The 24,815-nt window shown below is 36.9% G+C and carries 29 protein-coding genes and 1 tRNA gene; 21 read left to right on the top strand and 9 right to left on the bottom strand.

From position 1 onward, the window contains the following. The first annotated feature begins 32 nt into the window (after positions 1-32). Both G440_RS0105615 and G440_RS0105610 read left to right on the top strand, forming a co-directional pair. Positions 33-1,553, top strand: coding sequence for a tetratricopeptide repeat protein (locus G440_RS0105615; protein ID WP_026450408.1), 1,521 nt, complete (start codon positions 33-35; stop codon positions 1,551-1,553). A gap of 103 nt (positions 1,554-1,656) precedes the next feature. Continuing rightward, positions 1,657-2,304 (top strand): carbonic anhydrase, encoded by a 648-nt coding sequence (locus G440_RS0105610; RefSeq protein ID WP_026450407.1) that lies wholly within the window; start codon positions 1,657-1,659, stop codon positions 2,302-2,304. Between the two features lie 52 nt (positions 2,305-2,356). Here the strand turns inward: G440_RS0105610 and G440_RS0105605 are convergent, their stop codons facing one another. Together G440_RS0105605 and argS are read right to left on the bottom strand one after the other, a co-directional pair. Next, entirely contained in the window at positions 2,357-3,316 is a 960-nt protein-coding gene (locus G440_RS0105605; protein WP_026450406.1) for a fasciclin domain-containing protein, read from the bottom strand. Positions 3,317-3,586: 270 nt separating this feature from the next. After that, positions 3,587-5,398, bottom strand: coding sequence for an arginine--tRNA ligase (argS, locus tag G440_RS0105600; protein WP_026450405.1), 1,812 nt, complete (start codon positions 5,396-5,398; stop codon positions 3,587-3,589). Between the two features lie 163 nt (positions 5,399-5,561). Between argS and G440_RS0105595 the strand changes: the two genes are divergently transcribed. Both G440_RS0105595 and G440_RS0105590 read left to right on the top strand, forming a co-directional pair. Further along, complete coding sequence (locus tag G440_RS0105595; protein WP_026450404.1) at positions 5,562-5,993, top strand: hypothetical protein; 432 nt, start codon at positions 5,562-5,564, stop codon at positions 5,991-5,993. A 79-nt stretch (positions 5,994-6,072) separates the two neighbouring features. Then, on the top strand, positions 6,073-6,705 hold the full coding sequence (locus G440_RS0105590; protein WP_026450403.1) for a MarC family NAAT transporter: 633 nt from the start codon (positions 6,073-6,075) through the stop codon (positions 6,703-6,705). Between the two features lie 3 nt (positions 6,706-6,708). Here the strand turns inward: G440_RS0105590 and G440_RS0105585 are convergent, their stop codons facing one another. Further along, complete coding sequence (locus tag G440_RS0105585; protein ID WP_026450402.1) at positions 6,709-6,915, bottom strand: hypothetical protein; 207 nt, start codon at positions 6,913-6,915, stop codon at positions 6,709-6,711. Positions 6,916-7,040: 125 nt separating this feature from the next. Between G440_RS0105585 and G440_RS0105580 the strand changes: the two genes are divergently transcribed. Next, positions 7,041-8,474: an SDR family oxidoreductase gene (locus G440_RS0105580; RefSeq protein WP_026450401.1), complete on the top strand. Its 1,434-nt coding sequence runs from the start codon at positions 7,041-7,043 to the stop codon at positions 8,472-8,474. Between the two features lie 3 nt (positions 8,475-8,477). On the opposite strand, the gene ctlX is transcribed toward G440_RS0105580, so the two are convergent. Then, the gene (gene ctlX, locus G440_RS0105575; protein WP_034259089.1) at positions 8,478-9,380 is read right to left on the bottom strand and encodes a citrulline utilization hydrolase CtlX; all 903 of its coding nucleotides are present in this window, start codon (positions 9,378-9,380) and stop codon (positions 8,478-8,480) included. Between the two features lie 206 nt (positions 9,381-9,586). Here ctlX and G440_RS0105570 point away from each other — a divergent pair, with 206 nt between their 5' ends. Further along, on the top strand, positions 9,587-10,078 hold the full coding sequence (locus tag G440_RS0105570; protein ID WP_026450399.1) for a DinB family protein: 492 nt from the start codon (positions 9,587-9,589) through the stop codon (positions 10,076-10,078). Positions 10,079-10,140: 62 nt separating this feature from the next. Here G440_RS0105570 and G440_RS0105565 read toward each other — a convergent pair whose 3' ends face one another. From G440_RS0105565 to G440_RS0105555, 3 genes are all read right to left on the bottom strand, one after another. Then, the gene (locus G440_RS0105565; RefSeq protein WP_026450398.1) at positions 10,141-10,518 is read right to left on the bottom strand and encodes a hypothetical protein; all 378 of its coding nucleotides are present in this window, start codon (positions 10,516-10,518) and stop codon (positions 10,141-10,143) included. A 128-nt stretch (positions 10,519-10,646) separates the two neighbouring features. Next, positions 10,647-11,042: a rhodanese-like domain-containing protein gene (locus tag G440_RS0105560; RefSeq protein WP_026450397.1), complete on the bottom strand. Its 396-nt coding sequence runs from the start codon at positions 11,040-11,042 to the stop codon at positions 10,647-10,649. A 13-nt stretch (positions 11,043-11,055) separates the two neighbouring features. Beyond that, positions 11,056-11,367, bottom strand: a complete 312-nt coding sequence (locus G440_RS0105555) for a rhodanese-like domain-containing protein (protein ID WP_026450396.1) — start codon at positions 11,365-11,367, stop codon at positions 11,056-11,058. Positions 11,368-11,645: 278 nt separating this feature from the next. On the opposite strand from G440_RS0105555, the gene G440_RS0105550 reads away from it, so the two are divergent. The 3 genes from G440_RS0105550 (at position 11,646) to trpD (ending at position 14,926) form a co-directional block, all read left to right on the top strand. Continuing rightward, positions 11,646-13,085 (top strand): anthranilate synthase component I family protein, encoded by a 1,440-nt coding sequence (locus G440_RS0105550; protein ID WP_026450395.1) that lies wholly within the window; start codon positions 11,646-11,648, stop codon positions 13,083-13,085. 93 nt (positions 13,086-13,178) lie between these two features. After that, positions 13,179-13,745: an anthranilate synthase component II gene (locus G440_RS0105545; RefSeq protein WP_026450394.1), complete on the top strand. Its 567-nt coding sequence runs from the start codon at positions 13,179-13,181 to the stop codon at positions 13,743-13,745. 182 nt (positions 13,746-13,927) lie between these two features. After that, positions 13,928-14,926, top strand: a complete 999-nt coding sequence (gene trpD, locus G440_RS0105540) for an anthranilate phosphoribosyltransferase (protein ID WP_026450393.1) — start codon at positions 13,928-13,930, stop codon at positions 14,924-14,926. On the opposite strand, the gene G440_RS21185 is transcribed toward trpD, so the two are convergent. After that, positions 14,912-15,088: a hypothetical protein gene (locus tag G440_RS21185; protein WP_157417871.1), complete on the bottom strand. Its 177-nt coding sequence runs from the start codon at positions 15,086-15,088 to the stop codon at positions 14,912-14,914. The two genes, trpD and G440_RS21185, sit on opposite strands and share 15 nt — an antisense overlap. Here G440_RS21185 and trpC point away from each other — a divergent pair. From trpC to G440_RS0105485, 10 genes are all read left to right on the top strand, one after another. Further along, entirely contained in the window at positions 15,081-15,863 is a 783-nt protein-coding gene (trpC, locus tag G440_RS0105530) for an indole-3-glycerol phosphate synthase TrpC (protein WP_026450392.1), read from the top strand. The genes G440_RS21185 and trpC overlap by 8 nt on opposite strands. 106 nt (positions 15,864-15,969) lie before the next feature. Continuing rightward, entirely contained in the window at positions 15,970-16,623 is a 654-nt protein-coding gene (locus G440_RS0105525; protein WP_245574831.1) for a phosphoribosylanthranilate isomerase, read from the top strand. 61 nt (positions 16,624-16,684) lie between these two features. After that, positions 16,685-17,866: a tryptophan synthase subunit beta gene (gene trpB / locus G440_RS0105520; RefSeq protein WP_026450390.1), complete on the top strand. Its 1,182-nt coding sequence runs from the start codon at positions 16,685-16,687 to the stop codon at positions 17,864-17,866. Positions 17,867-17,919: 53 nt separating this feature from the next. Beyond that, positions 17,920-18,687, top strand: coding sequence for a tryptophan synthase subunit alpha (gene trpA / locus G440_RS0105515; protein WP_026450389.1), 768 nt, complete (start codon positions 17,920-17,922; stop codon positions 18,685-18,687). A 76-nt stretch (positions 18,688-18,763) separates the two neighbouring features. After that, positions 18,764-18,892, top strand: coding sequence for a hypothetical protein (locus G440_RS21580; protein ID WP_281170750.1), 129 nt, complete (start codon positions 18,764-18,766; stop codon positions 18,890-18,892). 53 nt (positions 18,893-18,945) lie between these two features. Next, positions 18,946-19,077: a 30S ribosomal protein THX gene (locus tag G440_RS20940; RefSeq protein ID WP_084426605.1), complete on the top strand. Its 132-nt coding sequence runs from the start codon at positions 18,946-18,948 to the stop codon at positions 19,075-19,077. Between the two features lie 164 nt (positions 19,078-19,241). Further along, entirely contained in the window at positions 19,242-20,555 is a 1,314-nt protein-coding gene (locus G440_RS0105500; protein ID WP_026450388.1) for a hydroxymethylglutaryl-CoA reductase, degradative, read from the top strand. 112 nt (positions 20,556-20,667) lie between these two features. Beyond that, the gene (locus G440_RS0105495; RefSeq protein WP_034259062.1) at positions 20,668-20,913 is read left to right on the top strand and encodes a hypothetical protein; all 246 of its coding nucleotides are present in this window, start codon (positions 20,668-20,670) and stop codon (positions 20,911-20,913) included. 155 nt (positions 20,914-21,068) lie between these two features. After that, on the top strand, positions 21,069-22,004 hold the full coding sequence (locus tag G440_RS0105490) for a GYDIA family GHMP kinase (RefSeq protein WP_026450386.1): 936 nt from the start codon (positions 21,069-21,071) through the stop codon (positions 22,002-22,004). Beyond that, positions 22,001-22,477, top strand: a complete 477-nt coding sequence (locus G440_RS0105485) for a hypothetical protein (protein WP_026450385.1) — start codon at positions 22,001-22,003, stop codon at positions 22,475-22,477. Before G440_RS0105490 ends, G440_RS0105485 begins: the two co-directional genes overlap by 4 nt. 142 nt (positions 22,478-22,619) lie before the next feature. Here the strand turns inward: G440_RS0105485 and G440_RS0105480 are convergent. Further along, positions 22,620-22,692: transfer RNA gene (locus tag G440_RS0105480), tRNA-Phe, on the bottom strand. Between the two features lie 143 nt (positions 22,693-22,835). On the opposite strand from G440_RS0105480, the gene G440_RS0105475 reads away from it, so the two are divergent. Continuing rightward, a complete protein-coding gene (locus G440_RS0105475) occupies positions 22,836-23,564 on the top strand; it encodes a type III pantothenate kinase (protein ID WP_026450384.1) in 729 nt (242 codons plus the stop codon). Further along, on the top strand, positions 23,564-24,805 hold the full coding sequence (bamG, locus tag G440_RS0105470) for a BamG family beta-barrel-assembly machinery protein (protein WP_026450383.1): 1,242 nt from the start codon (positions 23,564-23,566) through the stop codon (positions 24,803-24,805). The genes G440_RS0105475 and bamG overlap by 1 nt, the downstream gene beginning before the upstream one ends. The last annotated feature ends 10 nt before the right edge of the window (positions 24,806-24,815 follow it).

The raw sequence follows: 24,815 nt of genomic DNA, 5'->3' as shown, positions 1-24,815 counted from the left end.
CTATCTTTAAAAATTAATCTAAATAATTAATTATGAGACTTGTAACCTATTTCTTTATATTGCTTCTTATAGTTTCCTGTAAACAACAAAAAACAGAAAACAGTTTTCTAGGTGTTGTTGACATATCCGTTAGCGGAAAAAAAAGTGCCCAGCCACACTTTGAAAAAGGACTTCTACTTTTACATTCTTTTGAATATGAAGATGCGCGTGAAGCTTTTCAAAAAGCACAAAAGGAAGATCCAGAAATGGCGATGGCCTATTGGGGCGAAGCAATGACTTATAATCACAGCTTGTGGCAAAACCAAGATTATGAAGCTGCAACCACTGCTTTGGCAAAGCTTGACGAGATTGATTTAGTTCAAAAAACAACTGAGCTAGAACAAGATTTAATTAAAGCCACTCAAATACTCTACCAACCAAAAACTGAAAAAACACAGCGCGATATTGCCTATGCTGAATTTATGGAAGGTTTGTACAAAAAATATCCCGCCAACCAAGAAGTAGCCGCCTTTTATGCACTGTCACTACTGGGTTCCGTGCCCGAAGGAAGGGACGATGCGCTGTATGGAAAGGGAGCGAAAATAGCTCAAGGGATTTTAAAGGAAAACCCAAATCATCCAGGAGCGCTGCATTATCTAATCCATTCCTACGACGATCCCGAACACGCCATCCTTGCATTAGATGCCGCCAATTCATATTCAAAAGTAGCGCCAGATGCTGGGCACGCCTTGCATATGCCTTCACATATTTTTGTTGCAATGGGAATGTGGGATGATGTTATATCCTCAAATATGGATTCATACCAAGCAAGCATTAACAGAATGGAGAAAAAGGAATTAGACAACGATGCGCATGGATATCACGCTTTTCACTGGTTGGAATACGGCTATCTTCAAAAAGGAGATTACGAAGAAGCAAAAAAGATGGTGCTCAATATGCAAAAATACGCTACTGAAAAACCCTCAAAAAAAGCACGGACTCATTTAGTATTTTTAAAAGGAACATATTTAAATGAAACTGATGAATGGGAAGGTGAAATCGCAAATATTCCAGTAGAAATAACCGATTTGAATGTGTCGGTGCGCTCTCGACATCACTTTTTGCAAGGAATGAAAGCTTATAAAAAAGGTGACATTCAGAAACTAGACAGCGTAATACGTATTATGGATCAAGACCATAATAGAGAATCGTTTGTTGTTTCAAAAGGAAGTGCTAAACTCTGTTCAGCAGTTACCCGTGATGAAGCTTCCGAAATGGATTTAAAGGAAGCCGAAATTAGACAAAACCAATTATCAGCACTTCGCGCACAATTAGATAATGATTCGAAACTGGCAGAAGAACATTTAAAGAAGTCCATAAGTATTGAAAATAGTATAAGCTACAGCTATGGCCCACCGGTCATTCAAAAACCTACTCACGAACTTTATGGAGATTGGTTACTCACTCAAAATAGAAAGGAAGAAGCTGCATTACAGTATAAACTTGCTCTAAAAAATGGACCAAGCAGATTGCTTGTTTTAAAAGGAATGGAAAAAACTACACAAGTATTATAAGACTTCATAAAAATTTACCAGGAGATTTATTTTTTAAATCTCATATTGCAAGAAAAACTGCTTTTTCTGTACCTTTATAGCCTGAAAAAAATCTTCACAAAAAATGAACATAGAACAAATTTTTAAAAACAACGAAGTCTGGGTAAACGATAAATTGGGAGTCGATTCCGACTATTTCAAAAATCTAGCTAGTGGCCAAAACCCCGATATTCTATATATAGGTTGTAGCGACAGCCGCGTTACCGCAGAAGAGGTTATGGGCGTTAAACCGGGCGACGTCTTTGTGATGCGGAATATTTCAAATATGGTTTCTAATCTGGACCTCAGCGCCATGAGCGTTATAGATTATGCAGTAAGTGTGCTCAAGGTAAAAAACATTGTTATATGTGGCCATTACGGTTGCGGTGGCGTTAAGGCGGCTATGCAATCTAAAGATTTAGGAATTTTGAATCCGTGGTTGCGAAATATTCGGGATGTGTATCGTTTACACCGCGATGAACTAAAAGATATTGAAAACGAAGAAGAAAAGTACAGAAGGTTGGTAGAACTCAACGTTCAAGAACAATGCGTGAACGTGATAAAAACTGCTGACGTTCAAATCGCCGTAAGGCAAGGCCGCCTTGCAGTTCACGGATGGGTGATGGATATGGCCACCGGAAAATTAATAGATTTAAAAATCGATTTCGAAAAAGTATTGGAAGGGATTATGGAAATCTATCATTTGGATAAAGATGAAATTGAATCAAAATAGAAAAAGCCGCTCTCATAAAGAAAGCGGCTTTTTTTTGATAAAGTACCTATTTTTATAATTGGGGAAGAAGTACTTTATCAATAGCGTGTACAACGCCGTTTGTAGCTTGCACATTTACTACTACAATATTACTTACTCTGCCATTAGGATCTGTTAAAGTTGCGTTGTCTGCATCTACAATTACATCTGCTCCCAAAGTACTTACCGGACCATTAACCAAATCTTCAGACCGAACATTCGCTCCGGCTATAACGTGTGTATTAAGGGTAGCAGTAAGTGTGGGGCCGTCAATATCCTCAAGACCTCCTACTTCTAATTCAGTGAATAGCGCTCCAAAAGCATCATTTGTAGGTGCAAAAACGGTAAAAGGTGCTGGATCAGCTCCTTCTGGAGTAGATAAAATACTCACAAAATCAGGTTGATCTTCACGTGTTAAGGCAGCAACTAAAATGGAAAAATTAGGATCGGCGGTGGCAAATGTAACTACTGTGGGCATAGGTATTACATTATCAACTGCATGTATAACGCCGTTGGAAGTCATAATATCTGCAGCAGTAACTGTTGAAACCCCATTTAATTTCACTCCAGAAGATACGTTCATATACAAACTTAAATTGGCGCCAGAATAAGCTTCAGTAGCTAAAGTATTAGTATAACCATTAGTTATATCATCAGATAAAACCTTAGTACCCAAAACATGATTTAATAAAACATTTTTAAGAAATGGGATAGGCATCTCGTCCAAATTGGCAAATCCATTGGCATTCAAAAAGTTAGCGAATGCCTCATTATCTGGAGCAAAAACCGTAAAACTTCCTTCACCATTTAGTGTTTCAGTAAGTCCTGCTTTGTCTAAAGCTGCTTTTAAAGAAGAATAGTTTTCTTGAGACGCTACATAATCAGCAATACTGTCTGTTGGAGGATTAGTGATAACATTATCGTCATCATCACTACAGGAGACAACTCCCATGGTGATAAAAGCAATCAGAGTTAATTTCAGTAAATTTTTCATTGTTTTTAAAGTTTAATTTATAAAAACAAATCTATTTACTGAAGAAGTGAAAGCAATAGTATTTAACTTATGTTTATGCTTTTAAGTTAAAGGTTGAACAAAATAACTAATGACTGGTTTTCAAAATATTAGAACAATCAGAATCATTATTAGCAACTTAATCTAAACAAAACTGCACTGGGAATGATATTATAAGGAGTATCAGCTTTGCGTCTTAGCGACTTTGCGAGAGGTAGTTGCACGCAAAGGCGTCAAGACGCTGAGTAAAATCTACATTCGTTCCGGAACTTCAATCCCCAACAAGGCAAAAGCACTTTTAATAATTGAAGCCACCGCGCCAGAAAGTTTTACACGGAATGCTTTTTCGGTTTCATTATCTGTAGCAAGAATTGGTACGTTTTGATAGAAGCTATTGAATTCTTTTACCAAATCATACGTATAATTTGCAACCAATGCTGGACTGTAATTAGCCGCTGCCAACTGAATAATTTCAGGGTATTGCTGGATAATTTTAATCAGTTCTTTTTCTTTTGGATGCATTTCGATTTCGTCGTTGAATGAGGTTTCGACGGAGCTTGTACTGAGCGCAGTCGAAGTGCTTAACCTGACATCAGCGACTTTTCTTAAAATAGATTGAATCCGTGCATATGTATATTGAATAAAAGGACCCGTGTTTCCTTGAAAATCTACACTTTCTTCGGGGTTGAAAAGAATTCGTTTTTTAGGGTCTACTTTTAGGATATAATATTTCAACGCACCTAACCCAATAATTTTATAGAGTTCGTCTTTTTCTTCATCTGAAAAATCGTCAATCTTTCCAAGTTCTTCGGAAATATCGCGCGCAGTCGCCGTCATTTGTGCTATTAAATCATCTGCATCTACAACGGTTCCTTCACGGCTTTTCATTTTTCCAGAAGGGAGATCTACCATTCCATAACTTAAGTGAAATAGGTTTTCAGCCCAAGTATAGCCTAGTTTTTTCAGAATTAAAAACAAGACTTTAAAGTGATAATCTTGTTCGTTTCCAACGGTGTAAATCATTCCGCCAACGTCGGGATGATCTTTTACACGCTGTACTGCGGTTCCAAGATCCTGCGTCATATAAACCGCAGTTCCGTCGCTTCGCAAAACAAGTTTTTCGTCGAGGCCATCTTCGGTTAAATCGCACCAAACCGAGCCATCGTCTTTCATAAAGAAAACATCGTTTTTTATGCCTTCTTCAATAATATCTTTTCCTAAAAGATAGGTATCGCTTTCGTAATAATAAAAGTCGAAATCTACGCCAATGGATTTATATGTTTCCTCAAAACCTTTGTAAACCCAAGTATTCATTCTCTTCCAAAGCGCAACGGTTTCTTCATCACCAGCTTCCCATTTTCGAAGCATTTCCTGTGCTTCCAAAATTAATGCTGCTTGCGCTTTTGCTTCTTCTTCGGTTTTACCTTCAGCTTTTAAAGTCTCAATTTCCTTTTTGTATTCTTGGTCAAATCTTACGTAATAATTCCCAACCAGCTTATCGCCTTTTAAATTTGCGGTATCGGGAGTTTCGCCATTTCCAAATTTTTCCCAAGCCAGCATACTTTTACAAATATGAATTCCCCGGTCGTTTATAATTTGCGTTTTATACACTTTTTTACCCGCGGCCTTTTCAATTTCAGCAACCGAATAGCCCAGTAAAACATTTCGAACGTGCCCTAAATGCAAAGGTTTGTTTGTGTTTGGCGAAGAGTATTCAACCATTAAAGCTTCTTTTCCCTGCGGCACTTTTCCGAAGGAAGAAAAATCTTCTACCGAATTAAAAAAGTTTAAATAATACGAATCACTCAACACCATATTCAAAAAACCTTGAACCACGTTGAATTTTTCAATCTCCTCAACATTTTCAACCAAATAGTTTCCAATAGCTTCACCAATTTGCACCGGATTCCCTTTCACCACGCGCAACATAGGAAAAACAACGGCGGTAATATCACCTTCAAAATCCTTGCGGGTTGGTTGTAGTTCGACCGTTTCCAAAGTAGCAATGTAAATGGCTGAAACTGCTTTCTTAATTTCGGATTCTATTTTTTGCTGAAAATTCATCTTTTTAAATAGATATTAGATATGAGACTTGAGATATTAGAAATCCTCTCAATAAATTCTTTTAATAAATGAACTCCTTTGCTGAGGCTTCGGAGTTTGGGGACAAAGATACACGTTTTTAAATTTTAAGTATTTCAGAAACCACTATCTTTAAAGTAAAAAAATGCTTTTAAATGTTTCCTACAAGGACAGCGAAGTAACTCGCAAAATAGATAATGAACTTGGCAAATCTTTTCCACTAATGGAAAGATTTAAAATGGGCGGAATAGGTTCGCCAAAACTCATTTTAAGTGAGACGAGTCTTCAAATAAGTAACCTAATGAATTTGGACAATAATCGAAACGTCTGCAATATCGAAATGCGACCTAAAGGCATTATTGTTGGTTTCCGAAGTAAATTAAACTCATACGCATTAATTATCCCCTATTATAAATTAGTGCTATACAAGGGGAAGACAGAGGAATATGCTATATATAAGGACAATTATTTCTTTAAGATAAAAGTGCATCCATCAGATAAAAGTGTTCACGCTTTTATGAAAAAATTAGTGGCCGCGAAAAACCACGCCACACCTGATCGTTGGGAAGACCAATAACTTACCGCAACTTTAATCTTATCATAACAATTCAGTAAACTTCAAATAGAAAAACCATACGTTCTTTGCCAAAAAAACGATGGATATTTTTTTATATGTTTTTGCGGCACTATTTTCAGTTATAAATCCTTTGGGAACTGTACCCGTATTTGTAGGCCTTACCAGTGAAGAAAGTGTAAAGGAGCGCAACAAAACTTCACTTTTCACCACGATAAACGTGGTCGTCATTCTAATTATTTCCTTCTTTGCCGGCACGTATTTGTTGGCCTTCTTCGGTATAAGTTTAAACGCGCTACGGATTGCAGGCGGAATGATAATCGTTACTTCGGGCTTTGCTTTGCTCACAGGAACTTTTTCAAAACACAAAGGAATGAAGAACAAACGGGTTCAAAAAGATTTGGACAAGCGGGAAAGATTTTCACTCACACCACTAGCCATTCCAATGCTTGCCGGACCTGGTTCAATTTCATTATTGATAAGCTTTAATCAAGAATATCAAAAATGGAATGATATGTTGACGGTAATCTTAGCCGTTTTGGCAGTAGGTCTGGCTACGTTTATTATATTGAGAAGCTCTCATTACATCAGCAAATTTTTAGGTGCTTCTGGCATTAATGCTATTTCTCGAATTGTTGGGTTTATCGTGATATCTATAGGCGTGGAGTATATAAGTGCCGCCGTGATTTCTATTCTTAAAACGATAAATGCTTAAAATTTAGCGCCTATTTTTAAGAAGAGCGCCGCCAAGAAGTGCCAAAATACCAATCCCAATCATTCCTAAGGTTTGATTGTTTAAGCCTTCTTTTGCATTGACTTCTAAAGGCCCAATGTCAACAACTGTCTGTGGAACAAAGGCATTATAGAGTCCAAAAATTATTAAAACTACCCCAGCGATAAGGAGTACTATTTTTAAAATTTTCATAGAAATCGATTTATTTGGTTGAATTCTTAAAGATAGGTCTTTACTAATTACTGCGCGTAGGAAGTTAACGGCTTTTTAACTTCTGTTCAACTATTATCACCTATCTTTAAACAAAATAAACTCCATTGAAAATTTTACTTACAGGCGCCAACGGATACATTGGCATGAGATTGTTACCCGAACTTCTAGAAAACGGGCATCACGTTATTTGTGCCGTCCGCGATAAAAATAGACTGCCATTAGATCCCGAAACAACTTCAAAAGTTTCTGTTGTGGAAGTAGATTTCGCAAAGGAAGTAAATACGGAATCATTTCCTAAAGATATTGATGCCGCTTATTATCTGATCCATTCTATGAGCGGTTCTACTACCGATTTTGATGAAATAGAAGCACGTGCCGCAGAAAATTTCAATAAATATATGGCAACAACTTCCGTAAAGCAGGTTATTTATTTAAGTGGAATTGTAAATCAGGAACAACTATCAAAACACCTTTCTTCCCGAAAAAAAGTAGAAGAAATTTTATACCAAGGTAATTATAAAGTTACAGTTCTTAGAGCCGGAATTGTTGTGGGTAGCGGAAGTTCATCCTTTGAAATAATCAGAGATCTTTGTGAAAAATTGCCTTTAATGGTAGCACCATCTTGGTTAAAAACTAGAATACAACCCATCGCCATTCGCGATGTTATCTCCTTTTTATATGGAGTATTAAACAATGAAAAATGTTTTGACCAATCTTTTGATATCGGCGGCCCCTGCGTTTTGACCTATAAAGAAATGTTGCAGCAATACTCTAAAATTCGCGGATTAAAACTTTGGATCATCTCGGTTCCTGTTATGTCACCAAGACTTTCATCCTATTGGTTGTATTTTGTAACCTCAACTTCATATAAACTAGCTGTAAATTTAGTGGACAGCATGAAAATGGAAGTTGTGGCAAAGGACAATAAACTTCAGAAAATATTGGGCATCCAACCAATTACCTACGAAGAAGCCATCAGAAAAGCCTTTGTAAAAATTGAACAAAATCTGGTGGTTTCAAGTTGGAAAGACTCCCTGGTCGCTGGTAGAATAACTAATTTAAAAGAATACATCCAAGTGCCAAAATACGGATGCTTAAAAGATAGAAAGATTTTAAAGGTGGAAAACCCTGAAAAAGTCTTGGACAATATCTGGGCTATTGGAGGCAAAAAAGGCTGGTATTATGGAAATACACTTTGGAAATTACGTGGATTTATGGATAAGATTGTTGGCGGAGTTGGTTTGCGACGCGGACGTACAAATCCCAATCAGATTTATACTGGCGATGCTTTAGATTTTTGGCGCGTACTTTACGCCGATAAAGAAAATAAAAGACTATTACTCTTTGCTGAAATGAAACTTCCTGGCGAAGCTTGGCTAGAATTCTGTATCAATGAGAAAAATGAACTTATACAAACAGCAACCTTTAGACCCAAAGGAATATGGGGGCGTTTATATTGGTACACCATGCTCCCCTTCCACTATTTTATTTTTGGTGGAATGATTCGAAATATCAGTAAAATTGAAGAGGTTTCTTAAAAACTATTCCTTGGGAAGAAATACTTCGGCCATCATACAGCGTGCACTTCCACCACCACAGGTTTCAATGGTTGTAAGATCGCTACTCATTATTTCGCAGTGTTTTTCAATTTCTGAAATCTGATTTTGATCCAAACTTTTGTGTGCAGCGGTACTCATCACTAAATATTTTTTATCCTTCCCTTGAACCTGAAGCATATTGCCCGCAAAATGATGCATCTGCGCTTCAGTTATTTTAATGATCTGTTTTTTATCTTCTTTTAGGTGCTTGACAAGGTTTTTCTTTTCGGCGGCATCGTCTATGGTGTCTAAACAAATAACGCAGAATTCTTCCGCAAGGCACATCATTACATTAGTATGATAGATTGGCACGCGTTTGCTGTCTACTGTTTGGTTCGCAGTAAAGATTACCGGCATGTAGTCAAAATCTTCACAAAACTCAATTAACAGCTCTTCGTGTGCTCTGGGTGAAAGTGCGCAATATGCCTTTTTGTTTACACGGTCCAACAATAAATTACCCGTACCTTCCAAGAAAATACCTTCATCTTCGGCAGATGTATAGTCGTAGACATTTCTAATTATAAATCCTTCTTTTTCCAAGCGGATTAAAATATCTTCCCGTCTTTCTCGACGGCGATTTTCAGCAAACATAGGGTATAAACCAATATCGCCATTTGCGTGAAAACTAATCCAGTTGTTCGGAAAAATAGAATCTGGCGTATCCATCTTTACATCGTCATTCTCCACAATCACGTTTACCCCAACAGCACGCAGCTTTTCCACAAAAGCATCAAATTCTGCCTGCGCCTGGCTATTTACTTCAGCATTTTTAAGCGCTATTTCTTCCTGAAAAAAATTGTTGACTGCCGTTTGTTCGTTCATTCTAAACGCAACTGGGCGGATCATTAAGATAGTATTTGTGATTTGTTTTGCCAATGTAGAAAATTTTAGGCTGCAAATTTAAAGGAATTTTATGGGAGAAAAATACTTTTAAATGGGTAAATTAGTTTTAGAAAACACAATTCCTAAAAAATTGAATTTTTAATTTTCTATAAAAGATTTCAAGATGACGGAATTGTAAGTTTTAAGTTCTAACACAACCTTCAAAAATCATGGATACATTAAAAAACTTAAAGAACGAACTTTCTGAAGAATACCACACAACAAAGAAGTTTCTCAACAATTTTCCCGCGAATAAAAACGATTATGCGCCTCATAAAAAAAGCATGCAGCTAATGAATTTGGCAAATCATATTGTCGATATTTTTGGTTGGCCACAATTAATTTTAAACACAGATTATTTGGATCTTTCCGCTGATTATAAACCTGAGAAAATGAACGACAAGAAAGATTTACAGGCTTACTTGAACAAACAGTACAACGCAGGTTTAAAAGCATTGGAGCAAGCGAAAGAAGAAGATCTAAATCCAAATTGGAGCATCCAGATGAACGGTGAAAAATTAATGGAGTGGACAAAATACGGAGCCATCCGCCATGGCCTCAACCAGATTACACACCACCGAGCCCAGTTGGGGGTTTACTACAGGTTGTTGGATATTCCTGTTCCCGGAAGTTACGGCCCTTCTGCTGATGATTCAAAATAGACTAAGGTTAATAGCTTAAAATTTGATGAAAAATTCCCTTTGCAACAACCGTAAGTTATTTTTTAAGCGCATAGATTATCCAGCTCATCTTTAGAAAAATCGCCGTATTCCAGTAGCATTTTCCTATAAAATAAATAATGGAGATGACTATCATTAAGACAACCCGTGAGCGTTTCCTTCAAATCGGAATAAGAGAGTTGATCTGCAACGGCTTTATTCATATCAAAAAGCCGAACAGGATTTGTAGTCAAAGGTTTAGAGTTTGATGAGTAAATTTGTTGATTCTCATAATTAATCTCCACATCAACCGCGTTAAAGCAAAATTTTAGATATGCTTTATGAAATGCGCAGAACTGTTCATTTGGCCGTTTATTAAAACGACAACTGACATCAATAAGCGCTCTTATTTCTTTTTGTACTTTTTCTTCTCCGCTGTCCATTATAAAATAGTATTGTTACATTATAATGAAGTTACGAAGGATTTCTAGGGAAAGATTTGTTTACAGCGTACTTTGGCGCGAATTTAACGGCGAGAAATTTATTAAGTTAAAAAATTAAGAGGAAATAATTATTTTTCAGATTCAAGGCCTTCGTCTTCCCATTTAAGGAAACCACCTTCCATATCATAAATTTCCTTAAAACCCATATCCTTTAAAATAGCTGACGCTTTTTTACTTCTATTTCCACTTCGGCAGTATAGGTAAACTGGCTGATCCTTATCTAAACTTTTAGCTTTTTCACTAAAATCATCTTCTAAAACGTCAATATTCAAAGCCTGTGCCACGTGGCCTTCCTTATATTCTTTAGAAGTACGAACATCCAGCAGTTGAACATCATTTCCCGCAGTTGCATCGTGAAATTCCTGCGCTGGCATTACCTCAATCACATTAGAAGAGTCTTGGCCTTTACAAGATGTAAACAGCAAGAGCATTGAAAACGTGAAAAGTATAACTAATTTTTTCATTGTTGATTTGTTTTTAATTTGTTGTTTCTCCTTTCCATTCTGTAATCCCGCCTTTTAAATTGTAGGCATTTTTCACACCAACAGAATTAAGCAGCATACAAGCTTGAGCACTTCTACCTCCAGAACGGCAATACACATAATAGTTTTTTTTTGGATCTAACTGTTTTGCCTGGTTAAGAAATTCAGCTCCGTTATAAATATCAATTTGGATTGCACCGGGAATATAACCCTCCTCAAATTCTGCGTCGGTACGAACATCTACTATTACAGCGTTGTTATCATTTTCCAGTTGTTCACTCCACTGTTCTTGGGTCAAGTCTGCCATTTTGTTTTTTTTGTAAAACTAATCAATATCAACAAAGTGTATGTAAATTTCAAAAAAAATATCAGACTATCGTTATTTTTTAAAAAACCTTTCTATCTTTGAAGTTCAAACAATGAACACAATTACAACAAATACTTGGTGGTGGAGAAACTTACGGCAAACATCGTGAGCTGAACACCTATGGTATAAATTATATACGAAAAGGCTTGTCATTCACGACAAGCCTTTTTTTTTGTGCCCTATCGAAATTAGAGATCAATTCAATAAGTTAGTGAAAAATGAAAATAAATAATAAAAAATATTCGCTAAAAACGAACTCAAAAAAGCTATTAGCCGACACACTCACTCCTGTGTCAGTCTATTTGCGGCTTCGCGATAAATTCCCGAACAGTCTTTTATTAGAAAGCAGCGACTATCACGCAAACAACAATAGTTTTAGTTACATCTGCTTTAACCCAATCGCATCTATAAAGGTTCAAGATGAAATCATAACACAAACCTTTCCTGATGGAAAGAGTTCAGTTATCGAAATTGAATCAGACACAAATGTTCCGAATCTTTTGAGTGAATTTGCAGCTTCATTTTCTTCTGAACCAGTAAGTCCTTCCCCCCCGCAGGGGACCAAGGGGGACCAAGGGGGGATTAATGGCCTTTTCGGTTATATGGCTTATGATGCCGTGCGTTATTTTGAAGACATAGAAATCTCAAAAAAAGAGAAAAACCTTGAAATGCCCGATTTGTATTATGCGGTTTATCAAAACATCATCGCGATAAATCATTTTAATAATGAGGCCTACATTTTTGCACATTGTTACGACGCCGAAAACAACATTCCTCAAATTGAGCAAATTTTAAAATCGAAAAGCTTTGCTGAGTTTCCTTTTAAAAGAGATGGCGAACGAACCACCAATCTTAATGACAAAGATTTTAAGGATTTAGTTCGGAAATGTAAAGAACATTGTCAGCGTGGGGATGTTTTTCAGATTGTACCCAGCAAACGATTTTCTCAAAAGTTTAAAGGCGATGAATTCAATGTTTACAGAGCTTTACGAAGTGTAAATCCTTCACCTTATCTTTTCTACTTTGATTATGGAAATTTTAAAATCTTCGGAAGTTCTCCAGAAGCACAACTTGTTGTAAAAGGAGAGCTTGCAGAAATCCATCCCATTGCAGGAACATTTAAGCGAACGGGAAATGACGAGGAAGATGCTGAGCTTGCTAAAAAACTTGCCGAAGATGTAAAAGAAAACAGTGAACACGTGATGTTAGTAGACTTAGCTCGAAATGACCTAAGCCGAAACGGGACGAACGTAACAGTAGAAACGTATAAGGAGATCCAATTTTTTTCGCACGTAATCCATTTAGTAAGTAAGGTAACCGCCATCAAGAACCCAAAAATATCAACGATGCAAATTGTGGCAGACACCTTTCCTGCGGGAACTTTAAGCGGTGCACCAAAACATAAAGCTTTACAATTACTTGAAAAATATGAAAATAGAAGTCGCGAATTTTACGGTGGCGCCATTGGTTTTATGGATTTCAACGGCAATTTCAATCACGCAATTATCATCCGATCCTTTGTGAGCAAAAACCATACGTTGCATTATCAAGCGGGTGCTGGTGTGGTTTCAGAAAGCAATGAAGAAAATGAATTGCAGGAAGTTTATAATAAATTGGGCGCACTAACGAAAGCGCTGGAATTAGCGGAATCCATTTGACCTGTAAGGTGTTGTTTTCTTTTTGCGAAAGCGAAAAAGAAAACCTCCTTATAGGTCTAAAGAAATTATTTTAATGAATAGATCAAGTTTACTATGAAAATATTAGTCATCGACAATTACGACAGTTTTGTGTACAATCTAGTCCACTATTTAGAGGAGTTGGATTGCGAAGTAACTGTAAGAAGAAACGATAAGTTTCACTTAGAAGAAGCGGAAAACTACGACAAAATCCTACTTTCTCCGGGTCCAGGGATTCCAGATGAAGCAGGTTTACTGAAAGCAATAATTCAGAAATACGCAACCTCAAAACCAATTTTAGGCGTGTGTTTGGGGCAACAAGCCATCGGCGAAGTTTTTGGAGGAAAGCTGGAGAATTTGAGCAAAGTTTTTCACGGAGTTGCAACAAAAGCAATGATCATTTCAGAAAATGAACCACTTTTTAAAGGACTGGAAAAAGAAATAGAAATTGGCCGTTATCACAGTTGGGTGGTATCAAAGGAAGGGTTTCCGAAAGTTTTGGAAATCACTTCCGTAGATGAAAACGGACAGGTAATGTCGCTCCGGCACAAGTTTTACGATATCTGCGGCGTACAATTTCACCCTGAAAGTGTGCTGACTCCAATGGGGAAACAGATTATTAGAAATTGGGTGGAAAGCTAGGGGTTCGATACTATTTTTTATTTGATTTTCAATCAACTAAAAAATCACTCACCCACCTTAAAACTTGAAATTTAATTTTAATAGTAAAAAAAGTAAATTAAAAAATAACCTAAAACAAGGTGGTTGAGTGATATCATTTCAACAGCGTTGAAATGAAATTGTACCGAAACCCGAGAGAAAAAATGAAACAGATACTTAACAGATTAATAAACCACGAGCAACTTTCAAAAGAAGAAGCGCGATCCGTATTGGTAAACATTTCCGAAGACAAATACAATCAAAGCCAGATTGCGGCTTTTTTGACGGTATTTATGATGCGAAATGTAACTCTAGAGGAACTGGAAGGTTTTCGTGATGCTTTGCTGGATTTGTGTTTGGCGGTAGATTTCAGCGACTACAATACCGTAGATTTATGTGGAACGGGCGGCGACGGAAAAAACACTTTTAATATTTCAACATTGGCATCTTTCGTTACGGCTGGCGCTGGAGTAAAAGTCACAAAACACGGTAACTACGGCGTTTCCTCTGTCAGCGGAAGCAGTAATGTTATGGAAGCTTTGGGGATAAAATTCAGCAATAAAAAAGATTTTTTAAAACGTGGTTTAGACGAAGCGGGAATCTGTGTTTTGCACGCTCCCCTATTCCATCCCGCAATGAAAAACGTGGGACCAATCCGCAGAGAATTAGGTGTAAAAACCTTTTTCAATATGCTGGGACCTATGGTGAATCCTGCGTTTCCCAAAAACCAATTAGTAGGAGTTTTCGATTTAGAATTAGCGCGGATGTACGGTTATCTCTATCAAAAAAGCGAGAAAAACTACAAGATTCTCCACGCAATGGACGGTTATGATGAAATTTCCTTAACTGGCGCAGCCAAAGTGATTTCGAAAGATTCAGAAAATATTCTGAACGCTGAAGATTTTGGAGTAAAGCAAATAGTAGAATCTGAAATATTTGGCGGTAAAACAGTAAAAGCTTCCGCAGAAATCTTTATGAGTGTTTTAAACGGAAATGGAACTGAAGCCCAGAACAATGTGGTCTGCGCAAATGCAGCAATGGCGATTTCAGTTGTGAACGGTTGCACAATTAAAGAAGGCTTTGAAAAAGCTCAAGAGTCTCTAAATTCAAAAAAAGCTTTAAATTCATTGACGAAATTGCAGGACTTATCAGGAATCGTTTAATAAGTATTCAGTAACAGTAACAGTAACAGTAAATAATAATTCGTGTACCTGCCCGTCCGGCACGCGGGTTCGAGGTGAATAATAGGCAAAGTAGCTCATCCCAATTCCCGAATTAACAAACCTATCACCATCGGCGTAATCTAAAGATAAAAAAATGACCATTTTAGATAAAATAACAGCTTATAAACAAAAGGAAGTAGAAGCAAAAAAGGAAACTATTCCAACTCGTTTGTTGGAGAAATTTCCGTTGTTTTCCAAAGAAACCAAATCATTGGCGGAAGCTTTGCGAATTTCAACCACAGGAATCATCGCAGAACACAAACGCCGTTCTCCTAGTAAATCGGTTATTAATGACAAGGTTTTATTGCACGAAGTAGTTTCAGGTTACGAAAAAGCTGGAGCTACGGGGATTTCAGTTTTAACGGATTCTAATTTCTTTGGTGGCTCGTTGGATGATTTATTATTAGCTAGAAAAACGGTTTCCGTTCCCATTATTCGGAAAGAGTTTATTGTAGATCCGTATCAAATTTACGAAGCTAAAGCTCATGGTACAGATGCAATTTTATTGATTGCCGCCTGTCTTTCTGCGGAAGAGCTAAAGCAGTTTTCACATTTGGCAAAAAGTTTAAAATTAGATGTTTTGTTAGAAGTTCACAATCGCGAAGAGCTTGAAAAATCATTGTTACCGAATGTTGATATAATAGGCATAAACAACAGAAACCTAAAGAATTTCAAAGTTAATATTGACATCAGCAAGAAGCTTTCGGTAGAAATCCCCAAAGAGTTTGTGAAAATTTCTGAAAGTGGAATCAGCGATATTGAAACTATTAAAGATTTAAAAACTTATGGTTTTGAAGGATTTTTAATTGGGGAGAATTTTATGAAAGCCGAAAATCCTGGAGAAGCTGCTAAACAATTTATAAATGGTTTATTTTAGTATTCCCTCCTTTTTTCATTGCATCCGACGAATGATGAAAGAGTGAGAGGAATGCAAAAGGGTGCCGAAGACGGGGTGGTTAATTACTTATTATAAAATTCGAAAAATGGATATAAAACTGAAAATCTGCGGAATGAAACACAACATTGCCGAAGTTGCCGAACTTCAGCCAGAATATTTAGGCTTCATCTTTTATGCTAAAAGTCCGAGATATTTTGATGCTGAAGAAATTCCGCCGCTTCCACCCGGAGTTAAAAAAGTTGGCGTTTTTGTAGATGAAAAAATCTCAAGGGTTATTGAGCTGACTAAAAAGCATTCGTTAGATTTTATCCAACTTCACGGCAACGAAAGCAAGGAATATGTACTGGATTTACAATGGTATTTGGTGTTTTCAAAAACATTGGTATGGAAAGCTTTTAACCTTGATGATTATTTCGATTTTAATCAGCTATCAATTTTTGAAAATAAGGTCGACAAATTCCTCTTTGACACCAAAGGAAAAGAAAAAGGAGGAAATGGTTTCACCTTTAACTGGGAGATTCTGAAAAAGTACACCTTAAAAAAACCATTCATCTTAAGCGGTGGCATAGGTATGGAAGAAGTTGATTCGTTAAAAGAATTGCTGAAAACAGAACTCCCAATTCATGCGATAGATGTAAATAGCAAGTTTGAAATTGAACCGGGTCTGAAGGATGTTTCCGTATTGAAGGAATTTCAGAACATTCTGCAAGCCAGCCTGCCGGATGGACAAGGTTTTTAATAGGACTAGACTATAATAAATCACAACTACACATTGAACCTGAAACTTTGAATCTTGAATTATGAATTATAATGTAAACGAAAAAGGCTATTACGGAGAATTTGGTGGAGCATACATTCCAGAAATGCTCTATCCAAATGTGGAAGAACTGCGTCAAAATTATTTGAAAATAATGGCTGAGGAATCTTTTCAAAAGGAATTCCGAGCATTGCTAAAGGATTATGTGGGTAGGCCAACGCCGCTATATTTTGCAAAACGGCTTTCAGAAAAATACAACACCAAAATTTATTTAAAGCGCGAGGATCTCTGTCATACAGGCGCACATAAAGTAAACAACACCATCGGACAAATATTGATGGCGAAGCGTTTGGGCAAAACTCGAATTATTGCCGAAACTGGGGCAGGTCAACACGGCGTTGCAACGGCAACAGTTTGTGCGCTGATGGGTTTAAAGTGCATTGTTTTTATGGGAGAAATAGACATTGAACGCCAAGCGCCAAACGTAGCCAGAATGAAAATGCTCGGTGCAAAAGTGGTTCCAGCTATTAGCGGTAGTAAAACCTTAAAAGATGCTACTAACGAAGCGATTCGCGATTGGATCAATAACCCTGTGGACACACATTATATAATAGGTAGTGTGGTTGGCCCACATCCATACCCCGATATGGTGGCACGGTTTCAAAGTGTGATTTCCGAAGAAATAAAAGTGCAACTCAAAGAAAAAGAAGGCAAAGAAAACCCAAACTTTGTTGTTGCCTGTGTTGGCGGCGGCAGTAATGCAGCTGGCGCATTTTATCATTATCTCGATATTCCCGAAGTTGGAATTATAGCTGTAGAAGCGGCCGGAAAAGGAATTGATTCAGGCGAAAGTGCCGCGACTTCAGCCTTAGGAAAAGTGGGGATTATCCACGGAAGTAAAACACTGTTAATGCAAACTAACGACGGACAAATCACAGAACCCTACTCTATTTCCGCAGGCTTGGATTATCCAGGCGTTGGTCCTATGCACGCCAATCTTTTTAGAAGCGGGAGAGGCGAATTCATTTCAATTACCGATGATAAAGCTATGCAAGCTGGTCTCGAACTTTGCAAACTGGAAGGAATTATTCCCGCTATCGAAAGCAGTCATGCACTCGCAATTTTTGAAAACAGGAAATTCAAAGAGGAGGATGTCGTGGTTGTGAATTTAAGTGGTAGAGGAGATAAGGATCTTGACACTTATATCAAATATTTTAATTTATAAACAAATCCAAACCTGACAGGTTTTAAAACCTGTCAGGTTTAATCTTCTATATTATGAGTCGAATTAAAGAGAAATTAAAGCAGAACAAAAAACTCCTCTCCATCTACTTCACCGCAGGATATCCAAAACTAGAGGATACCGTTGAAATACTTGAACAACTTGAAAAAAGCGGAGTAGATATGGTCGAAATTGGTTTGCCTTTTAGCGATCCATTGGCTGATGGCCCTACTATTCAAGCCAGTTCTCAAGTCGCTTTAAAAAACGGAATGACAACAAATCATCTTTTTGAACAGCTAAAAGATGTTCGGAAAACGGTTTCAATACCTTTAATAATTATGGGGTATTTTAATCCTATGCTTCAATATGGGGTTGAGAATTTCTGCAAGAAATGTGCGGAAGTTGGTATTGATGGCTTAATCATACCAGATCTTCCATTGGCTGAATATCAAGAACATTATGCTGAAACTTTCAAGAAATACGGTTTAATCAATATATTTCTAATTACTCCGCAAACTTCAGAAGAAAGAATTCGCCAAATTGATGCTACTTCCGAAGGCTTTATTTATATGGTAAGTAGCGCGAGTGTTACTGGCAGTTCAGAAGGTTTTGGAGAAGAACAGGAAAAATATTTTCAACGTATTTCTTCTATGGAACTTACCAATACATTAATCGTAGGATTTGGGATTCAGGATTCGAAAACTTATACACAAGCCACTTCCCATACCAATGGCGCAATTATTGGCAGTGCATTTATAAAAATGATTTTAGAAAAGGGGCTATATGGAATTTCAGAGTTTGTCAGCTCCATTCGAAAGGTTTAACCATTATTTAGCAAGGGTTTAATACAAATTGTGTTTAGATTTCTGTAAATTAGGCCTACACTAAAAAATCAAGATCATGGAAAAGAAATTTGAAAGAAAAACAGAGCAAAAGAACCCTACGAACCCAACTGGTAATACAAATCAAAAAACCAATGAGTTTGATATCAATGAAAAGACTATAAAGAAACAACAAAATAAAAAATAATCGACTTCCGTCACTGCCTGTCTGCAACGGAATTAAAAAACAAAAAATTAATTATGGGAAAAGGAGATAAGAAAACGAAGCGCGGAAAGATAAATATTGGCTCTTATGGAAAATTAAGGCCGAAACGTAAAAAATTTAACGTACGTCCAGCACCAGTTAAGGATGCACAAGAAAAAGAAGCTTAATAACATTTTGTTTTAAGTTAACTGAAAAAGGTATTTTAGAACAGATTATTGTTCTAGAATACCTTTTTCGATTTGAGTATTTGTCTTTAATTGCTTTTTTTTAGAAATTTCCCCTTGGGGGTTAGGGGCTTCACTATATTTGCAAGGAACTCATATTTATCTAAATGAACCAACCCGTTTCTGGATTTTCAAAGAAAACCAAAGCTGAAAAAATTGAATGGCTTGCAGAAAATTACCTGCAAAACAACTCAGATTCAATTCGAATTTTAAAGAATTACTGGAATGAAGATGCTTCCTTACAGCAGCTTCATGACGATTTTATAGAAAACACACTTTCCAATTATTACTTGCCCTTCGGAATTGCACCAAATTTTCTAATCAATGGAGACCTACATGCCCTGCCAATGGTTACCGAAGAAAGTTCGGTTGTGGCTGCGGCGAGCAATGCTGCCAAATTCTGGTTGGAGCGCGGCGGATTTAAAGCCGAAGTGATTTCGACGGAAAAGAACGGACAAATACATTTTGATTTCTTCGGAAGTGAAAAAGATATTGAAAATTTCTTTGAAGAGGTTAAACCAAAACTCCGAGAGAGTATCCAATCTATTGAGAAAAACATGAAAGCCCGTGGCGGTGGACTTCTAGAGCTTTCGTTGGTGGATAAATCACATATTTTGGACGGATATTTTTACATTCACGCAAGTTTTGAAACCTTGGATGCCATGGGTGCCAACTTCATCAATAGCTGTCTGGAACAAATGGCACATACTTTTGAAGATGAAGCAAAAAACTACGAACCATTTCAGAAAAAAGAAGTTTATCCAGAAGTAGTGATGAGCATTCTTTCCAATTATGTTCCAGAATGTTTGGTGCGGGCCGAAGTGAGTTGTAAAGTAGAAAAACTAACGACAAAACATCAGGACGGACTGCAATTTGCTGAAAAATTTATCCGTGCCATTGAAATCGCAAAAACCGAATCTCGCCGTGCCGTAACCCACAACAAGGGCATCATGAACGGTGTGGACGCATTAGTTTTGGCTACTGGAAATGATTTCCGTGCCGTGGAAGCAGGAGTTCATGCGTATGCTGCAAGAAACTCGTACTACGGCAGTCTTACTCACGCAACAATCGAAGATGGTGTTTTTACTTTTTGGATTGAACTGCCATTGGCTGTTGGAACCGTTGGCGGGTTGACCTCCCTTCACCCCTTGACAAAACTGGCTTTTGAAATTCTTCAAAAACCAGATGCCAAGCAATTGATGAAAATTATGGCAGTTGCCGGTTTGGCCCAAAATTTTGCTGCCATTCGCTCTCTGGTTACCGTTGGAATTCAAAAAGGACATATGAAAATGCACTTGATGAATATATTGAATCAATTTAATGCTTCAAAAGAAGAAAAAAATGAGGCCTTGGAATATTTCAAGGACAATGCAGTCTCGCATGGTACAGTGAATGATTTTTTGGAGATGATGAGAAGTTGAAGAGTTTAGAAGTTTAGAAATTTAGAAATTTAGAAATTTAGAAAAAATGAAAGATTCTTTACTATAAGTTGGGAAGCAGCAAAGAGAAGATATTAAAAATTGTTGTAATTTTATGAACATGGATGTAAAGTCAAAAAAACTGGATTTGATTCAGTGGTTGTTACACCTTAAAGATGAGGCAACTATTGAAAAAATCTACCAACTTAAAGAAAGTACGGCTGGAGATTGGTATGATGAACTCCCCGATGCAGCAAAAGCATCAATCGAAAAGGGCAGACAAGATTATAGGGAAGGTAAAATCTTTTCTTCGGAAGAGGTTCGTCAGCGAGTAAACAACAAATTTCCCTTTTTAAAATGAATTTAATCTGGACCAAAAACGCAGAAGAAATCTGTCAGAAAAGCGGTAATCTATAAATTTATCACTTTATTTTACTTCGGAGATACTGAGACAGATACCACCTATTTTTTTAGCACACGTCAAAATCCTAATAAAAAAACATAGCAATTAAACTTTTGAAAAAAACATTCCACAGCAACGGGAAATTATTGCTTACCGGTGAATATGTAGTTCTTGACGGAGCTGAAGCTCTTGCAATTCCCACAAAATATGGACAATCCTTGGAGGTTAACACCTATCTGTCGGCAGGCACAAATTCAGAAAAGAAACAAATTCACTGGAAAAGTTTGGATGAAGAAGATGTTGTTTGGTTTGAAGATACTTTTTGTCAAGAAAATTTAAAAAGTCTAAATACTGAAAATACAATCTCAAAAACGCTTTCAAAAATTATTCGTGAAGCAAAAAAACTGAATCCAGATTTTCTTTCCAAGGAAAAAGGTATCAGTGTAATCACAAAACTAGATTTCCCTCGAAATTGGGGCTTAGGTACTTCTTCAACCTTAATTAACAATATTGCACAATGGGCAGCAGTAGATCCATTTAAATTACTCATCAAGAGTTTTGGCGGGAGTGGTTACGATATTGCGGCTGCACAAAATGATTCTCCTATTTTATATGAGTTGAAAGATGAAAAATCCACGTTCAAAGAAGTAGCTCTGCCCTGGGATTTTACAGATCATTTATTTTTTGTTCATTTAAACCAAAAACAGGATAGCAAAGAAGGGATTTCGAGGTACAGAAATGCTTCGGTAGAGGCAAAATCCATTCAACGAATTTCAGACATCAGCAATAATCTCTTGACGTGTAATTCACTTTCAGAGTTTGAAAAGTTGATGAATTTACACGAATCAATTATTTCAGAAACTATAAGTCTTCCCACAATCAAAGAACAACTTTTTAGCGTTTATCCAAGAACCATAAAGAGTTTGGGCGCTTGGGGTGGCGATTTTATTTTGGCAACGGGAAATGAAAGAGACCAGGAATATTTCAGAAAAAAAGGCTTTGGAACGATTATTTCATTTGAAGAAATGATTAAAACTCATAAAAAATGAAATTCCTCCTCCTATTTGCATTGACTTTCTTCTGTATTGAAGCATCCGTATCTCAAGTAAAAGTATTTTCTGGAACATCAAATTATAGCGGTGATATTATCTGTAATATCAAGGATAGCAAAGTTTACAAGGAAAATTCAAATTATTCAGGAGACATCCTTTGTAGCATATCCGGTAATAAAATCTACAAAAAAAATTCAAACTATTCCGGAGATATTCTATTTTCAATATCAAAAGGAAAGGTTTATAAAGGTAATTCCAATTACTCGGGAGACATCATAATGAACATTAAGGATGGAAAGGTGTATAATAAAAATTCAAGCTATTCAGGTGATATCTTAATGACCATTAGTGATGGAAAGGTGTATGACGGCAATTCAAATTACAGTGGCGACGTTCTTTTTAGCATGAATGGTCTTGTTTCAATTGAAGAGTTTGTAGCGGTATATTATGCTTTCAAGTATGTATTTTAAAATAACCTAAAGACTCATCCTCTTATAGATTAACCTCAATTTTTGCATAAACACAACAATTTTTGACTTGATCCCTCGATCCACTAGGAACACCCTTATCCCAAAAACAAAAAACCCGAAACTTGCGTTTCGGGTTTTTAAGTGGTGCCTCCAAGAATCGAACTAGGGACACATGGATTTTCAGTCCATTGCTCTACCAACTGAGCTAAGGCACCATTATTGAGACGGCAAATATAAAGCTATTTTCGTTTTCGCAAAACTTTAATCAAAAAAAATGAAAATATATTTTCCCAATTTAATAACCCATTAACAATTTCCTGCTATTTGTAATCGTATTTTTACGGTCTTAAAGAAAAAAATGAATCTTGTAATTGACGTTGGGAACACTTTGATAAAACTTGGAGTGTTTGACAAAGAGCATCTTAAACACAGAACAACCTGCGTAAAGAAAGATTTTCTGCACACGCTTAATACTATTTCCGAGACCTTTCCGGGTATAGAGAATTCAATTGTCTCTTCTGTAAGTAATATCACGGAACAACATTTATTCGAGTTAAAGCAGTGGTTTCCTGTTTTGAATCTTACCCATGAAACAAAACTTCCTTTTAATAACGAATACGCCACTCCCCATACCTTGGGTATAGATCGTATTGCATTAGTTAGTGCGGCCGCTGCACAATTTCCTAAAAAAAACGTGCTGATTATTGACGCTGGCACTTGTATTACATACGATTTTTTGACCTCCGAGAATAAATATTTAGGCGGTGCGATTTCGCCGGGACTTTCACTTCGGTATAAATCTTTACACACGTTCACCGAAAAATTGCCGTTATTGGAAGCAAACAACCCTCAGAAAGTAATTGGAAACACCACGAATACCGCAATTCATTCAGGAATTGTAAATGGGGTTTTATACGAAATAGATGGGTTTATAGAAGATTCCAAAAAGAAATGGAACAATTTAACAGTTATTTTAACAGGAGGAGACGTACATTTTTTGCGAGATAGTTTAAAAAATGACATCTTTGCCAACTCAAATTTTTTATTGGAGGGATTGAACCATATTTTAGAATATAACAAACATTGATGTTTAGAAAAATAGTAATTGGTTTATTTTTAGTTGTTGCGAGTTCTGCCATAGCCCAACATGGAACCAAGTCTCCATATTCATATTATGGCATTGGATTAACAGAATTTCGTGGTACCGTGGAAAATAAATCTATGGGAGGCCTTGGTGTTTTCTCTGACAGCATTCACGTAAACCTACAGAACCCAGCGGGATATGCTGGATTGCGCCTGATTAATTTTAATGTTGGTGCAAGCAACAAAGCTGTAAATCAAAAAAACGAATCGGATAGCCAAAATACTTCCGCTACCACTTTAGATTATTTGACCATGGGAATTCCTATGGGTAAACTCGGGATGGGTTTTGGATTGATTCCTTACACCTCGGTTGGTTATGATTTTTACACAGAGTTTCCTGAGGGCGGCGTTACAAAATTCGATGGAAATGGCGGCCTTAACAAGGCATTTCTTTCATTGGGTTATCAAGTTACTCCAGAACTTAGTCTTGGTGTAGATGCCAATTACAATTTCGGAAAAATCGAAAATACCGCTGTTACCCAAAGACCAGAAATGCAATACGGAACACGGGTTATTAATAAATCCAATCTTTCAGGTTTCAGTTTTAATTTTGGAGCACTTTACAAGAGAATGATCACCGAAAACCTAGAACTTACTGGGTCGGTAACCTTTAGCCCTGGAACTAATTTCACTTCAGAAAACTTCAGAAATACCGCAAGTGTTACAATACTTCCAAATGGAATATTTGCTATTGATGATAGAGATGTAGCGATTGATGATACCGAATTTACCTTTCCTTCAGAGTTCACAATTGGCGCAGGAATAAGCAAACCAAAATTTTGGGGTGTTGGCGTTGAATATACCAACCAAAAAAGTAGTAATTTTACAAACCGTTCATTAGCAATTGAAAGAGTAACCTATAAAAATGCATCTAAATTTAATATAGGTGGATTTTATATTCCAAATTATAATTCGTTTGGAAAATACTTTAAACGAGTGGTTTACAGAGCTGGAGTGCGATTTGACCAAACAGGTTTAGCCGTGGATGGTCACGACATAAACGAGTTTGGCATATCTTTTGGAGCTGGACTACCTGTAGGACGATTATTCTCTAATGTGAACATTGGGGTAGAAGTCGGAAAACGCGGAACTACGGACTTTGGTTTGATACAAGAAAACTTTGTCAATACATTTTTAAGCTTCTCATTAAACGACCGTTGGTTCGAAAAAAGATTATACGATTAATACCAATAAC

Origin of the sequence: Aequorivita capsosiphonis DSM 23843 (assembly GCF_000429125.1) — a bacterium.
GTDB lineage: Bacteria > Bacteroidota > Bacteroidia > Flavobacteriales > Flavobacteriaceae > Aequorivita > Aequorivita capsosiphonis.
This window is presented reverse-complemented; position numbering and strand designations above follow the sequence as displayed.

Coding starts and splice junctions, on each gene's coding strand:
- G440_RS0105615 (WP_026450408.1), top strand. CDS start 33: ATGAGACTTGTAACCTATTTCTTTATATTGCTTCTTATAGTTTCCTGT.
- G440_RS0105610 (WP_026450407.1), top strand. CDS start 1,657: ATGAACATAGAACAAATTTTTAAAAACAACGAAGTCTGGGTAAACGAT.
- G440_RS0105605 (WP_026450406.1), bottom strand. CDS start 3,316: ATGAAAAATTTACTGAAATTAACTCTGATTGCTTTTATCACCATGGGA.
- argS (WP_026450405.1), bottom strand. CDS start 5,398: ATGAATTTTCAGCAAAAAATAGAATCCGAAATTAAGAAAGCAGTTTCA.
- G440_RS0105595 (WP_026450404.1), top strand. CDS start 5,562: ATGCTTTTAAATGTTTCCTACAAGGACAGCGAAGTAACTCGCAAAATA.
- G440_RS0105590 (WP_026450403.1), top strand. CDS start 6,073: ATGGATATTTTTTTATATGTTTTTGCGGCACTATTTTCAGTTATAAAT.
- G440_RS0105585 (WP_026450402.1), bottom strand. CDS start 6,915: ATGAAAATTTTAAAAATAGTACTCCTTATCGCTGGGGTAGTTTTAATA.
- ctlX (WP_034259089.1), bottom strand. CDS start 9,380: ATGATCCGCCCAGTTGCGTTTAGAATGAACGAACAAACGGCAGTCAAC.
- G440_RS0105570 (WP_026450399.1), top strand. CDS start 9,587: ATGGATACATTAAAAAACTTAAAGAACGAACTTTCTGAAGAATACCAC.
- G440_RS0105565 (WP_026450398.1), bottom strand. CDS start 10,518: ATGGACAGCGGAGAAGAAAAAGTACAAAAAGAAATAAGAGCGCTTATT.
- G440_RS0105560 (WP_026450397.1), bottom strand. CDS start 11,042: ATGAAAAAATTAGTTATACTTTTCACGTTTTCAATGCTCTTGCTGTTT.
- G440_RS0105555 (WP_026450396.1), bottom strand. CDS start 11,367: ATGGCAGACTTGACCCAAGAACAGTGGAGTGAACAACTGGAAAATGAT.
- G440_RS0105550 (WP_026450395.1), top strand. CDS start 11,646: ATGAAAATAAATAATAAAAAATATTCGCTAAAAACGAACTCAAAAAAG.
- G440_RS0105545 (WP_026450394.1), top strand. CDS start 13,179: ATGAAAATATTAGTCATCGACAATTACGACAGTTTTGTGTACAATCTA.
- trpD (WP_026450393.1), top strand. CDS start 13,928: ATGAAACAGATACTTAACAGATTAATAAACCACGAGCAACTTTCAAAA.
- trpC (WP_026450392.1), top strand. CDS start 15,081: ATGACCATTTTAGATAAAATAACAGCTTATAAACAAAAGGAAGTAGAA.
- G440_RS21185 (WP_157417871.1), bottom strand. CDS start 15,088: ATGGTCATTTTTTTATCTTTAGATTACGCCGATGGTGATAGGTTTGTT.
- G440_RS0105525 (WP_245574831.1), top strand. CDS start 15,970: ATGGATATAAAACTGAAAATCTGCGGAATGAAACACAACATTGCCGAA.
- trpB (WP_026450390.1), top strand. CDS start 16,685: ATGAATTATAATGTAAACGAAAAAGGCTATTACGGAGAATTTGGTGGA.
- trpA (WP_026450389.1), top strand. CDS start 17,920: ATGAGTCGAATTAAAGAGAAATTAAAGCAGAACAAAAAACTCCTCTCC.
- G440_RS21580 (WP_281170750.1), top strand. CDS start 18,764: ATGGAAAAGAAATTTGAAAGAAAAACAGAGCAAAAGAACCCTACGAAC.
- G440_RS20940 (WP_084426605.1), top strand. CDS start 18,946: ATGGGAAAAGGAGATAAGAAAACGAAGCGCGGAAAGATAAATATTGGC.
- G440_RS0105500 (WP_026450388.1), top strand. CDS start 19,242: ATGAACCAACCCGTTTCTGGATTTTCAAAGAAAACCAAAGCTGAAAAA.
- G440_RS0105495 (WP_034259062.1), top strand. CDS start 20,668: ATGAACATGGATGTAAAGTCAAAAAAACTGGATTTGATTCAGTGGTTG.
- G440_RS0105485 (WP_026450385.1), top strand. CDS start 22,001: ATGAAATTCCTCCTCCTATTTGCATTGACTTTCTTCTGTATTGAAGCA.
- G440_RS0105475 (WP_026450384.1), top strand. CDS start 22,836: ATGAATCTTGTAATTGACGTTGGGAACACTTTGATAAAACTTGGAGTG.
- bamG (WP_026450383.1), top strand. CDS start 23,564: ATGTTTAGAAAAATAGTAATTGGTTTATTTTTAGTTGTTGCGAGTTCT.